Source organism: Rhizobium sp. CECT 9324, assembly GCF_918741265.1.
GTDB lineage: Bacteria > Pseudomonadota > Alphaproteobacteria > Rhizobiales > Rhizobiaceae > Allorhizobium.
This window is the reverse complement of the sequence record NZ_CAKKMZ010000001.1, coordinates 1830714-1844165: the sequence shown is the minus strand read 5'-3', so window position 1 is coordinate 1844165 and position 13452 is coordinate 1830714. Positions and strand designations below refer to the sequence as shown.

Sequence of the window (13452 nt, the reverse complement as noted above, 5' to 3'; positions counted from 1 at the left end):
GTGGCGGCAGCCGGATGAGGGGCCATGCGACACAAGAATTGCCTCGGGAGGCACACGAATGACACGCGAAAAGATCTATCTGTTCGATACGACGCTGCGGGACGGCCAGCAGACGCCGGGCATCGACTTTTCCGTCGAGGACAAGATTTCAATCGCGGCCATGCTGGACGAATTCGGTATCGATTATGTCGAAGGCGGTTATCCGGGGGCAAACCCGACGGATACGGCCTTCTTTGCCAAGAAGCGCACCAGCCGCGCCGGCTTCGTCGCCTTCGGGATGACCAAGCGCGCCGGCATCTCCGCCTCCAACGATCCGGGCCTCACCCAGTTGATCCAGGCGAAGAGCGACGCTGTCTGTCTGGTCGCCAAGAGCTGGGATTATCACGTCAAGGTGGCGCTCGGCTGCACCAACGCGGAGAACCTCGAGAGCATTGCCGACAGCGTCAGGGCCGTGGTCGCGGCAGGCAAGCTTGCCATGGTCGACTGCGAACATTTCTTCGACGGCTACAAGGCCAATCCGAGCTATGCACTGGCCTGCGCCAAAGAAGCCTATTCTGCCGGTGCCCGCTGGGTGGTGCTCTGCGACACCAATGGCGGCACCCAGCCGCCGGAAATACGCGAGATCATAGCGGCCGTGATTGCCGCCGGTATTCCCGGCAGCGCGCTCGGCATCCATGCCCATAACGATACCGGACAGGCCGTTGCCAATTCGCTGGCCGCCGTGGAGGCCGGCGTGCGGCAGATCCAGGGCACGCTGAACGGGATTGGCGAGCGCTGCGGCAATGCCGATCTCGTGACGATCATCCCGACACTCTGTCTGAAGGAAGCCTACACGTCGCGCTTCGAGACCGCGATCGACCGGGACAAGCTCGTCGGCCTCACCCGCCTGTCGCGGGCCTTCGACGAACTCCTGAACCGCTCGCCGAACCACCAGAGCCCTTATGTCGGCGGATCGGCCTTCGCCACCAAGGCTGGCATTCATGCCTCGGCGCTCCTCAAGGATCCGAAGACCTACGAACATGTCGAGCCGGAAAGCGTCGGCAATTTCCGCAAGGTCATGGTGTCGGACCAGGGCGGCAAGGCGAATTTCCTCAACGAGTTGAAGCGCCGCGGCATCACGGTGGCGAAGGATGATCCGAAGCTCGACACGCTGATCTCCGTCGTCAAGGAGCGGGAGGCCTCGGGCTATGCCTATGAAGGCGCTGACGCTAGCTTCGAGCTCCTGGCGCTGAAGACGCTCGGCACCGTTCCGGATTTCTTCGCCGTCGACAGTTTCCGCGTCATGGTCGAGCGCCGCTTCGACAGCCATGGCCGGCTGAAGACGGTCTCGGAAGCCGTTGTGCGGGTGCTGGTCGATGGCGAAACGGTGATGTCGGTGGCCGAAGGCGACGGACCGGTCAACGCGCTCGACATCGCGCTGCGCAAGGATCTTGGCAAGTACCAGCACGAGATCGGCGATCTGGAACTGGCAGACTACAAGGTGCGCATCCTCAACGGCGGCACCGAGGCGATCACCCGCGTGCTGATCGAATCCACCGATGCGAGCGGCGCCCGCTGGTGGACGGTCGGTGTGTCAGAAAACATCATCGACGCCTCGTTCCAGGCGCTGATGGACAGTATCATCTACAAGCTGATGAAGAACCGGCAAATGGCAGGGCAGATCGCCGCCGAGTAAAGGCGGCGATCCAGCTGTCGTCTCACACTGCCGGTGGGTTCAGGCGCGCGAAACCTTCCTGACGGTAGTAGGGGAAATGCGGATAGGCGGCATCCGTGACGCTTGCCGCATCCAGCCGTGCGATCTGCTCGGCCGTCAGGTTCCAGCCAACCGCGCCGAGGTTCTGGCGCAGCTGCTCCTCGTTGCGGGCGCCGATGATCACGGACGACACCGTCGGACGCTGGAGCAGCCAGTTGAGCGCGACCTGCGGAACCAGCTTGCCGACTTCAGCGGCAATCTCATCCAGCGCATCGACAATACGGTAGAGCCGTTCATCGTCGACCGGCGGACCAAAGGCAGCGGTCTCGTGCAGGCGGCTCTTCTCCGGCAGCGGCGTGCCTCGGCGGATCTTGCCGGTCAGGCGGCCCCAGCCGAGCGGGCTCCAGACCATGGCGCCGACGCCCTGGTCCTGCCCGAGCGGCATCAGGTCCCACTCATAGTCGCGGCCGACCAGAGAATAATAGACCTGGTGGGCAATGTAGCGCGGCCAGCCGTGGCGATCGGCGGCGGCGAGCGACTTCATGATCTGCCAGCCGGCAAAATTGGAAGCGCCGACATAGCGGACTTTGCCCGCCGTCACCAGCCGATCGAGCGCGGCCAGCACCTCTTCGACCGGGACCGACGCGTCGAAGGCGTGCAGCTGGAGCAGGTCGATATAGTCGGTGCCCATGCGCTTCAAGGCGGCATCGACGCCGGTTGCGATGCGGCTGGCGGAGGTGCCGTATTCGGCCGGCCCATCGCCCATGGGAAGGCCGAGCTTGGTGGAGATCAGCACATCATTGCGCCGTCCCTTGATCGCCTCGCCCAGCACCGTTTCGGAAGCGCCGGCCGAATAGACGTCGGCCGTGTCGAAGAGGTTGACCCCGGCTTCGAGGCAGATATCGACCAGCCGGCGGGCTTCTGCGGCATCGGACGTGCCCCAATTGCCGAACAGCGGACCGGAGCCGCCGAATGTACCGGCACCAAAGCTCAAGACCGGAACCCTGAGGCCCGAAGCCCCCAATTGACGATATTCCATAGGATTATCCTTTCTGTATACGGATGACATGATTGCTGCTTGATCAGGCAGCCGCGTGCTGCCCACGCGGGCTCGGCCGGTCGAGACGGGTTGCGATAATCGACAGGACGAGGGCAGCCAGCGGGAAAGCGGCGGCCACCAGCGGCAGCGCTGCCAGACCGGGGCCCTGTTCAATCGCCAGTCCACCAACCCAGGCGCCGATGGCATTGCCGAGGTTGAAGGCGGCAATGTTGAAGCTCGACGCCAATGCCTGGCCTGCGCCTTCCGCCTTTTGCAGGACGCGCATCTGCAAAGGTGCGACGGTCGCAAAGCCTGCTGCGCCGACAAGGCCGACAAAGGCGATGGTCAGGATCTTGTTGTCGAGAACCACGGTCATGGCGGCGAGCGACAAAGTCAGGACTGCCAGGGTCACCAGGACGGAACGGTCGAGATTGCGGTCGGCCAGCTTGCCACCGAGGAGATTGCCGACGATCAGACCACCGCCGAAGACCAGCAGGATCGGCGAGACGGCGGCCGCCGAAAAGCCGGTGATCTCGGTGAGGACCGGGGCAATGTAGGTGAAGACGGTGAAGACGCCGGCATAGCCGAGGACCGTGATCGCCAGACCTGCGAGAACCTGCGGACGGGCCATGGTGGCGAGATCGGCGCGCCAATCCTGGGCTTCGGGCTTCTGCTCATCGCGGGGCAGGAAGATCGCGAGCACGGCGAGCGCCACGATGCCGACGATGGCAACGGCCCAGAAAGTTGTGCGCCAGCCATATTCCTGGCCGAGCCAGGTACCGAAGGGCACGCCGGCGATATTGGCGACCGTCAGGCCGGTGAACATCACGGCAATGGCGGATGCCCGGCGTTCCGGGGCTACCAGCCCGGTTGCGACGACCGAACCAACACCGAAGAAGGTGCCGTGGGCAAGCGCTGCAACAAGTCTTGCAGCCATCAGGGTTTCGTAGTTTGGCGCCAGCGCACAGGCGATATTGCCGATGGTGAAGATGACCATCAGTGCGATCAGCACCGTCTTGCGCGGCAAGCGGCCGGTCAGGGTTGTGAGGATCGGTGCGCCGAAGACGACACCGAGGGCATAGCCGGAAATCAGCAGACCGGCGGCCGCTATGGAAACGCCGAGATCGGCGCCGACATCGATCAGCAGGCCCATGATGACAAACTCCGTGACGCCGATACCGAAGGCGCCGACTGTCAGGGCATAAAGAGCAAGAGGCATGGAAGTGCGTCCTTGTTGGATGAGATGCACTCCAGATAGACATCCAACGCTCGGTGAAATAGTCTGCGATAAAGCACAACATTCATGAATTGAATTCACACTATGGCACGGCAGGACATCAACAGATCCGGTGAAATGGAAGTCTTCGTCCAGGTGGTGGAACAAGGAGGCTTTTCTGCCGCCGCCCGCTTTTTCCGCATGACGCCATCGGCGGTCAGCAAGCTCGTCGCCCGGCTGGAAACGCGGCTCGGCACACGGCTGGTCAGCCGCTCGACCCGCAAACTGCTGCTGACGCCGGAAGGACGCAGTTTCTACGAGCACTCGGTGCGCATTCTGGCCGATATCGAGGAGGCCGAGCGCAGTGCCGCCAATCTCGATGATCCGCGTGGCCTGATCCGGATCAACACCAGCGCATCCTATGGCACGCATGTGCTGGCACCGATACTCGCGCAATTCCTGGAGCAATATCCCGGCATTTCGGTCGAAGTGATCCAGACCGATCTCGTCGTCGACCTGCTGGCAGAGCGGGCCGACATCGCCATCCGCGCTGGCGACATGCGCAATTCCAGCCTGGTCGCGCGCAAACTCGGCGAGACACCTTTGGTCATCGTCGCTTCGCCCACCTATCTGGCACGCCATGGTGTGCCGGAAACCGCATCCGATCTGGAGCGTCACAGCCGGTTGGGGTTCGGTTATGTGCGGGTGCACCGCGAATGGTCCGCGCCGCAAGGCGACGCGATCGTCGAGGTGCCCGTGACCGGTCGCCTCAGCGCCAGTGATGGCGAAGCGCTCCGGCATTTCGCCATCGGCGGTGCCGGCCTTGTGCGGCTTGCCCGCTTTACCGTCGCAGAGGACCTGAAGGCCGGCCGGCTGGTAACCGTGCTCGATGATCCACGCACCCGGCGCAGCGAGCCCTTTCATGCCGTCTATGTCGGCCAGGGCGGCCATCTGCCGGCGCGAATCCGGGTGATGCTCGATTTTCTCGCCCAATATGGGCGGATATCGTAGAACGCCCGGGGACCACCAACGCGGTCGTATCTCGCTGAAACAATCATCAACGGAATGAATTTGTCCATCACAGCCCGTTTGACTAAGGCGATGGCTTTGAGGGAGAAAACACCATGGCAACCGAAAATGCCGCGCCGGTGGCAAAAAATGAAGACTCGGCCAGCGGGTTCGCTTTCGCCCTCTCCGCCTATTTCCTCTGGGGCTTCCTGCCCCTCTACATGAAGGCTGTCGGGCATATTTCGCCGACAGAGGTAATCGCCCATCGTATTCTCTGGTCGGTTCCCGTTGCGGGCCTGATCCTTCTCGCGCTCCGGCGCATGGACGACCTGAAGCTCGCCTTCCGCAGCCCGCGCATGCTGGGCATGGCCGCCGTCACGGCCTTCCTGATCAGCATCAACTGGGGCATCTATGTCTGGGCGATCGGCGCCGGCCATGCACTGGATACGGCGCTCGGCTATTTCATCAATCCGCTGTTTTCCGTCTTTCTCGGCGCCGTGCTGCTGAAGGAAAAGCTGAAACCCGCCCAGATCGCGGCGCTGGCGCTGGTGGTTGTCGCTGTCGTCATCCTGACGGTCGATGCCGGCCGCCTGCCGATCGTCGCCCTCTGCCTCACCTTCTCCTGGGGGCTCTACGCCTTTTTCCGCAAGACACTTCCGATCGGCCCGAACCAGGGTTTCCTGCTCGAAGTGCTGCTGCTGGCTCCGTTTGCGCTGTGCTACGTCATCTATCTGGCGATGACCGGACAAGCGCATTTCGGTACCAACACAAGCGATACCGTGCTTCTGGCGGCGAGCGGTCTGGTCACAGCGATCCCGCTGATCCTCTATGCCAATGGCGCAAAGCTTCTGAAGCTGTCGACCATCGGCATCATGCAGTATATCGCGCCGACGATGATCTTCCTGATTGCGGTGTTCATCTTCAAGGAGCCTTTCGGCACGGCGAAGATGATCGCCTTCCCGCTGATCTGGGCGGCACTGTTCATCTATTCTTGGTCGATGTTGCGCGACTACCGCGCGCGCTAAAGACTATAGCGGAGACGGGCGATGCAGATCAGCGACATAGCGTTCGGCACGACCGACTGGGCTTCAGTCGAAAAGACCGAGCACAAGGGCGAGACCGGGTCCGCGACATGGCAGACGCGCCGGTTCGGCGACATCCGGGTGCGCATGGTCGAATATACGCCGGGTTACCTGGCCGACCACTGGTGCGTGAAAGGTCATATCCTTCTGTGCCTCGAGGGTGAGCTGACAACCGAGCTTGAAGACGGGCGCGTCTTCGTTCTCAAACCCGGCATGACCTATCAGGTTGCCGACAAGGCCGAGCCGCATCGCTCATCGACCGCAATCGGCGCCAAGCTTTACATCGTCGACTGAGGTTGCGCCCAAGCCTCAAAGCTTGGAAATAATCGCCGCTTCGCCTTCGGGATTGGCGCTCATGTCCCAGCGATCGATGATTGCCGGGACGATATCCTCAACCTGATCGATGACCAGCGGGCGGACCCGGTGTGCCGTGTGGATGAAACCGGCCGCCGACATGTGGTCGATCAGTTCCAGCATCGGCTTCCAGAAATCGTTGATATTGGCAAAGACCATCGGCTTGGCGTGCCTGCCGAGCTGGCCCCAGGTCATGATCTCGACGATCTCTTCCAATGTGCCGATACCGCCGGGTAGCGTGACAAATGCATCCGAGCGTTCGAACATCGCGTGCTTGCGCTCGTGCATGTCCTGCGTGATAATCAGTTCGCTGAGCTGGCCGAGTGAATGGCGCGTCGCCTCCATGTCGACCAGGAATTCGGGAATGATGCCTGTGACCTGGCCGCCGGCAGACAGAACGCCTGCGGCGACGGCCCCCATGATGCCCTTGGTACCGCCACCATAGATCAGGCGAATGTTGTTTTCGGCAAGCGATCGGCCCAACTGGCGGCCGGCTTCCATAAAGGCAGGATCGCGTCCGGGCTGAGAGCCACAGTAAACGCAAACGGATCGAATCGTGGAGTTATGCTCTGTCATACCCACAAAAGACTATTTGCCGTCGGTCAGGTCAACAAATTTGGCTAAAAAGCCTTGTGCATTCGGCCAGAATCACGCGGCCCCGCTTGTCGTAGCCATCGGATAACGCTAGCAATTCCAATGGATATGGCGGATGTACCGCTAGGAGACTGTTGAGATGAAGAACCGCGCCCTTTGGCTGGTCCTGTTCGTGCTTGCCATTGCAACCATGTTGATGGTGTTTGTCGTGATGCCGCGCCTCAATCCGACGGACGCATCGGCGCCGACGGTGACGGCTGCCGCCGATGCGGCAAAGGCAATCGCCGACAAGGCCTCTGCAGCAGCAGAGACCGTCGCTGGTGACATCGCCACCGTGGCCAGTGAAAAGATGGATCGCCTCAAGGCCGAAGCCGTCAAGGCCGTGGACAGCATTTCCGCTCTCTTTGCCGACGGCCGCACGCCCGGTGTCGAAGCCTATAGCGCGGCGAAGACACTGGCCCAGGGTGCCATCGCCGCCTTGGCCGCCATTGAAATTCCCGAAGGTCTGGACGAAAAAATCGGCGGCGCTCTGAAGTCGGCACAGGCCGATGCGGCCAAGGCGCTGGCGATCATCCAGCAATTGCCGGCCGATCCCGCCAAGGCGGCCAGCATGATCGGCTCGATCAAGGATGCCCTGCTCGGCAAGCCGGTCGAGACTGCCGCAGCAACCGATGCAGAGGCTTCTGTACCGCGCTTCGATGTGCTTCGTGTCGAACCGGACGGCTCGACCGTCATCGCCGGCAATGCGACGCCGGGCGCCAAGGTCGAGATCGTCAACGGCAACACGGTGATTTCATCCCTCACGGTCGATGGCACCGGCGATTTTGCCGCCGTGCTCGACAATCCGCTCTCGGCGGGCGACCATTCTCTGCAACTGCGTGCGACCGACCCCGACGGCCGGGTCGTGACTTCGGACGAAGTCGCAACCATTTCGGTGCCGGCAGGCGGCAAGGGCGAATTGCTGGCCATGGTTTCCAAGCCGGGCGAAGCCAGCCGCATGATCACCCTTCCCGGTCAGCCCGCGGCATCGGGCACGACCGCGACCCAGGGAAGGCTCCCGGCAGCGACAGCATCCACCGATGCCACAACTGCACCGGCAACATCCACGACTGTCTCCGCGAGCAATCCAGCCGTTGCGACCACCGACGTCGCTTCGGTCGATCCGAAAGCGGCAGCCGTGTCCGTCAACGGTGTAGCCGAAGTGCAGGTCAGTGCCGTCGAAATCGAAGGCGACAAGATTTTTGTTGCCGGCAAGGCACCTGCAGGCTCGACCGTACGAGGCTTTGCCGACAAGACCGTCATCGGTGAAATCACTACCGATGCCAGCGGCAATTTCATTATCGAGGGCGAAGTGAAGCTTTCGGTCGGCAGCCACATCATCCAGGTCGAGCTGCTTGATGCCGCTGGCAAAGTCATCGTGCGCGCCTCCGTGCCGTTCGAGCGTCCGGAAGGCGAGCAGGTTTCCGTCGTGGCGCAGACACCCGGCACCAACGATGCAACCGCGCAAGCCGGTCCCGATCTGGCCGAGTTCGAACGGCTGCGCATGGCCCTGACCAAGGGTCTGACCATTCTCGAAGGCCTGTATGCCGACGGCAAGAAGCCCGTGCTGGAACAGGTTGCCGCGGCCCGCTCCGCCACCGAATTCGGCCTGCAGTCGATCATCGACTTCCGCCCGACGGCGGCGGCTCCGGCTGAACTTGTCGAGCAGGTGGCAAAGAGCGCAACCACGGCACGCGAAGCGCTTTCGACACTGCGCGCCATCAAGCCTGGCGACATCGACGGACTGGGTGCAGCGCTGCCGAAGATCGTCGGCCTGATCCGTAACTTGCTGTCCATGCCACTGCCTGCGCCTGTCGTCGCCTTGGGCACCCAGAGCACCGTGGCTGCGACGCAGACCGACAGCGGCGCAAGTGTTTCGGGCGAACCGAAGGTGATCGAACAGGCGCCATTGTCCGAGAGCAAGTCGAGTGTGATCATCCGCCGTGGCGATACGCTGTGGCAGATCTCCCGTCGTCTCTATGGCCAGGGCGTGCGCTATACGACCATTTACCTCGCCAATGCCGAGCAGATCAGCAATCCGGATCGTATCGAACCCGGCCAGATCTTCAATGTGCCGACCGAAGCATTGCCGAATGCCGAGGAAATCCACCGCAAGCGGCTGAGTGGCGAAGCGGTGAACTGATCGTTCTACGCTGTGGCCCCTGCCGATCATTGCAATCGGTTGCTATAGAACTTATGTGATGCCAAGCGGCGGCCCCAACGGGTCGCCGCTTTTTATCTGCATGCGATCATGGCGGGGGCTCGTCCAATGGCAACCAAGAAGAAGACCGTTTCGGCGGATTCCAGCAATCCGATGGATACGCTGGTCAACCTCTGGCCCTATATGTGGCCTTCCGACCGGCTGGACCTGAAAATGCGCGTCGTCTGGGCGACGGTGTTTCTGGTGATCTCGAAATTCGTGCTGATCCTGGTTCCCTATTTCTTCAAATGGGCGACCGATGCACTGAATGGCAAGCTCGACATGGTCGGCTTGCTGCCGACCTTCCTCTTGGGCGCTGTCGTGCTGGTTGTCCTCTACAATCTGACCCGCATTGCCCAGGTCGGCCTCAACCAGTTGCGTGACGCGCTGTTTGCCAGCGTCGGCCAGTATGCCGTGCGCCAATTGGCCTTTCGCACCTTCGTGCACATGCACCAGTTGTCACTGCGCTTCCATCTGGAGCGCAAGACCGGTGGCCTGTCGCGGATCATCGAACGCGGCACCAAGGGCATTGAAACGATTGTCCGCTTCACCATCCTCAATTCCATTCCGACCCTGATCGAATTCCTGCTGACGGCGGCGATCTTCTGGTGGAGCTATGGCTTCTCCTATCTCGCCATCACAGCCTTCACCGTCTGGGCCTATATCTGGTTCACCATCCGCGCCAGCGACTGGCGCATCGGCATTCGCCGGGCGATGAACGACAGCGATACGGACGCCAATACCAAGGCAATCGATTCGCTGCTGAACTTCGAGACGGTGAAATATTTCGGCAACGAAGAGATGGAAGCCAGGCGCTTCGACCAGTCGATGGAGCGCTACGAAAAGTCGGCGACCCAGGTCTGGACCTCGCTAGGCTGGCTGAACTTCGGCCAGGGCGTGATTTTCGGCGTCGGCACCGCCGTGATCATGGTGATGTCGGCGCTGGCCGTGCAGAGCGGCCAGCAGACGATCGGCGACTTCGTCTTCGTCAATGCGCTTTTGATGCAGCTGGCCATGCCACTCAACTTCATCGGCTTCGTCTACCGCGAAATCCGCCAGGGTCTGACCGATATCGAACAGATGTTCGATCTGCTCGAGGTCGAGGCGGAAGTGGTCGACAAGCCGGATGCGACGACGCTATCCATCGACAAGGGCGCGATCGCCTTCAAGGATGTGCATTTCCACTACGACCCCGAGCGGCCGATCCTCAAGGGCATTTCCTTCGAGGTTCCGGCCGGCAAGACGGTCGCCGTAGTCGGCCCGTCGGGTGCCGGAAAATCGACAATTTCGCGCCTGCTCTACCGCTTCTACGACGTGCAGCAGGGTTCGATCTCCATCGACGGCCAGGATGTGCGCGACGTGACGCAGAAGTCGCTGCGCAGCGCCATCGGCATGGTGCCGCAGGATACCGTGCTGTTTAACGACACCATTGCCTACAATGTCCGTTACGGCCGCCCCGGCGCGAGTGACGCGGAAATCGAGCAAGCAACGGAAATTGCCCAGATCGGCCACTTCATCAAGGAGTTGCCGGACGGCTACGGCACGATGGTCGGCGAACGTGGGCTGAAGCTTTCGGGCGGAGAAAAGCAGCGCGTCGCGATTGCCCGCACCGTGCTCAAGGCCCCACCGATCCTGATCCTCGACGAGGCGACATCGGCACTCGACACCACCACCGAACATGAAATCCAGTCGGCGCTCGACATCGTGTCGAAAAACCGTACGACCCTGGTCATTGCACACCGGCTGTCGACGGTGGTCGGCGCGGACGAAATCATCGTGCTCAAGGGCGGCGAGATTGCCGAGCGCGGCAGCCACAACGATCTTCTGTCGCAAAATGGGCTCTATGCCTCGATGTGGAACCGCCAGCGGGAGGCGACCCAGGCGGAAGAGCATCTGCGGCAGGTCCGCGAAAGCGACGAACTTGGCGTGGTCGTCCGCCGGCCGCCAGCTATCTGACGGGAGCCAGCCTCCCCGCCTGACACCGCCCCTATTTGGCGCGGCTCAGGCGGTTTCGGCCGTTGCGCTTGGCGTGGTAAAGCGCTGCATCGGCGCGGCGCAGGGCGCGGTCGATGTTTTCGGCAGCCGGATCAAAGACCGCCATGCCGACACTGATCGTACCCGCCAGCCCGCCGGCCGCGGTCCTGATCTGGCAATAGTGGCTGATTTCGGTGCGCATCGCCTGCAGGATTTCCTCTGCCCTGGCGGCAGCGGTGCCAAAGAAGAAGACGAAGAATTCCTCGCCACCGGCACGCGCCACGATCATGCCTTCTGTCTCGTGCGAACGCAGGATATCAACGATCGAACACAGCGTGATATCCCCTTCAGCGTGGCCGAACTCATCATTGATCGATTTGAAATGGTCGACATCAATGGCCGCAACACAGAGCGTCTCGCCGTGCGCGATCGCATCGGCAATTGCGTCGTTAGCGATTTCAAAGAACTTTCGGCGATTGTAGGCATCCGTCAGCGGATCACGCTCGGCGGCGTTCATCAGCCTTGCCTCAAGACGTTTGCGCTCGGTGATGTCAATCATGACGCCGGCAATGCCGCATGGCTTGCCGTGCTCGTCCGTGACCAGCGCCTTGTGCAACATGACGTAGCGCTCATCGTCGTCATGCAGGCAGACATCGGTTTCGTAACACATCACGCCACCGATCTGGAGAAGATGGGCGTCGGACGTCTCGTGTTTTTCGGCCGTCTCAGACGGAGCGAGTTCGTGGAGCCGGTGGCCTATGACGTCTTCGCGCGGGCGACTCAGCAGGCTTGCAAAGGCCGTATTGCAGGCCAGATAGTGCCCATCAAGATCCTTCAGATAAATCGGGGTCGGCAGATGATCGAGGGCGGCCTGCAACACGTCCAGTCGCTCTCTCAGATCCCGACGCACCGCCTCGACGCCATGCAATCGCTGGAAATGCCGCTTGGCGCGTGCAAGGCAGGCAAACATCGCCTGGCGCCCGTCCAGCACATGCAGGTCATCGGCCCCCTCGTCATAAAGCTGCTGCTGTCGCGCGAGGTCCAGAGACTGGCGGGAAACCGCAATGATGTAGACGCTTTCGCCATGAACCGCGCGGATATGGCCGGGCCCATTGGGCGTGCTGGACGGCGATACCGGCAGGAACACGATCGCATGGGGCCCCAACACACCGAGATCACCGACAACGGTCAGCGCGAGATCGCACTCCGCAGGAACAGGTTCGCCGTTGGCAGCATACCAGCACAAACCGGTGACGGTTCCGGGGCGCGCCTGAAAAAACTCCGGTTTTCTGGCTAAATTCAACAAAATCATCCATGCCATTCGGCGCACATGGCCGCAGCCGTGCACGCAATTGATATATCTACCACCTCTTTTTTAGGGAGCAATTATTGATAGTTTATCGCTATAGATCATAAACACACTGATTTATTTTGGGCCGGTTGCCGATGTCGCAGCCCGGCTTTTGCGCGCCAGTTTGGCCCGTCAGCATTGCCCGCGGCGTACTTTCGCGGTACTCAGCGGGCGAACTTTTCTCAAAAGACTGAGGATTCCATGGATTTGCTCGAAACCATCCGCAAGACGATCGTGCCGGTTCACAAGGAGGGTTATCCCTTCATTGCGGCCTTTTTCGTCGGCTCGCTGGTCCTTGGCTGGTTGTGGGACCCGCTGTTCTGGGTCGGCTTGATCCTGACGCTGTGGTGCGCCTACTTCTTCCGCGATCCTGAGCGCATGACACCACAGGATGACGATCTTGTGATCAGCCCGGCCGACGGTCGCGTATCATCGGTGCAGATGTCGGTGCCGCCGGAAGAGCTCCAGCTCGGATCCGAGCCGATGTTGCGCATCACCATTTTCATGAATGTATTTAACTGCCATGTGAACCGCGCTCCGATGCGCGGCCGGGTGAGCAATATCGCCTATAAAGAGGGTAGCTTCCTCAATGCGGAACTGGACAAGGCCAGCGTCGAGAACGAGCGCAATGGCTTGGTGATCGACACGGCGCATGGCACTATAGGCGTTGTGCAGATTGCAGGTCTTGTCGCCCGTCGCATCGTCTGCTGGGCTAATCCTAACGACACCCTGAACGCCGGCGAGCGCTTCGGTCTCATTCGTTTCGGCTCGCGCCTCGACGTCTTCCTGCCCGCAGGTGCCGAACCGCGGGTCTCGCTTGGCCAGACAGCCATTGCCGGCGAAACGGTCATTGCCGAATTCGGTTCGGCCAAGGGTCCGGTCGTCAGCCGCCGCAGCTAAGG

11 protein-coding genes are annotated in these 13452 nt (G+C 61.5%); 7 read left to right on the top strand and 4 right to left on the bottom strand.

The genetic code is table 11. The features are described from left to right. Window positions 1-58 precede the first annotated feature (58 nt). Window positions 59-1675 carry a citramalate synthase gene (gene cimA, locus LQ231_RS09115; protein WP_230171112.1) on the top strand — a complete coding sequence of 539 codons (1617 nt, stop codon included), beginning with the start codon at window positions 59-61 and terminating at the stop codon, window positions 1673-1675. A gap of 22 nt (window positions 1676-1697) precedes the next feature. Here cimA and LQ231_RS09110 read toward each other — a convergent pair whose 3' ends face one another. Beyond that, window positions 1698-2732, bottom strand: a complete 1035-nt coding sequence (locus LQ231_RS09110; RefSeq protein WP_230171111.1) for an aldo/keto reductase — start codon at window positions 2730-2732, stop codon at window positions 1698-1700. 43 nt (window positions 2733-2775) lie between these two features. Next, entirely contained in the window at window positions 2776-3951 is a 1176-nt protein-coding gene (locus tag LQ231_RS09105) for an MFS transporter (protein WP_230171110.1), read from the bottom strand. Between the two features lie 102 nt (window positions 3952-4053). Here LQ231_RS09105 and LQ231_RS09100 point away from each other — a divergent pair, with 102 nt between their 5' ends. The 3 genes from LQ231_RS09100 (at window position 4054) to LQ231_RS09090 (ending at window position 6332) form a co-directional block, all read left to right on the top strand. Further along, the gene (locus LQ231_RS09100) at window positions 4054-4959 is read left to right on the top strand and encodes a LysR substrate-binding domain-containing protein (protein ID WP_230171109.1); all 906 of its coding nucleotides are present in this window, start codon (window positions 4054-4056) and stop codon (window positions 4957-4959) included. Window positions 4960-5072: 113 nt separating this feature from the next. Continuing rightward, on the top strand, window positions 5073-5981 hold the full coding sequence (gene rarD, locus LQ231_RS09095; protein ID WP_113140861.1) for an EamA family transporter RarD: 909 nt from the start codon (window positions 5073-5075) through the stop codon (window positions 5979-5981). 21 nt (window positions 5982-6002) lie between these two features. Then, window positions 6003-6332, top strand: coding sequence for a DHCW motif cupin fold protein (locus LQ231_RS09090; protein WP_230171108.1), 330 nt, complete (start codon window positions 6003-6005; stop codon window positions 6330-6332). 15 nt (window positions 6333-6347) lie between these two features. Here the strand turns inward: LQ231_RS09090 and LQ231_RS09085 are convergent, their stop codons facing one another. Next, window positions 6348-6968: a TIGR00730 family Rossman fold protein gene (locus LQ231_RS09085; protein WP_230171107.1), complete on the bottom strand. Its 621-nt coding sequence runs from the start codon at window positions 6966-6968 to the stop codon at window positions 6348-6350. A gap of 157 nt (window positions 6969-7125) precedes the next feature. On the opposite strand from LQ231_RS09085, the gene LQ231_RS09080 reads away from it, so the two are divergent. Beyond that, on the top strand, window positions 7126-9168 hold the full coding sequence (locus tag LQ231_RS09080) for a LysM peptidoglycan-binding domain-containing protein (protein ID WP_230171106.1): 2043 nt from the start codon (window positions 7126-7128) through the stop codon (window positions 9166-9168). 126 nt (window positions 9169-9294) lie between these two features. Then, window positions 9295-11181 carry an ABC transporter ATP-binding protein/permease gene (locus LQ231_RS09075; protein WP_230171105.1) on the top strand — a complete coding sequence of 629 codons (1887 nt, stop codon included), beginning with the start codon at window positions 9295-9297 and terminating at the stop codon, window positions 11179-11181. Between the two features lie 31 nt (window positions 11182-11212). Here the strand turns inward: LQ231_RS09075 and LQ231_RS09070 are convergent, their stop codons facing one another. Continuing rightward, on the bottom strand, window positions 11213-12502 hold the full coding sequence (locus LQ231_RS09070; protein ID WP_230171104.1) for a GGDEF domain-containing protein: 1290 nt from the start codon (window positions 12500-12502) through the stop codon (window positions 11213-11215). 186 nt (window positions 12503-12688) lie between these two features. On the opposite strand from LQ231_RS09070, the gene LQ231_RS09065 reads away from it, so the two are divergent. Then, window positions 12689-13450, top strand: coding sequence for a phosphatidylserine decarboxylase (locus LQ231_RS09065; protein ID WP_290371349.1), 762 nt, complete (start codon window positions 12689-12691; stop codon window positions 13448-13450). The last annotated feature ends 2 nt before the right edge of the window (window positions 13451-13452 follow it).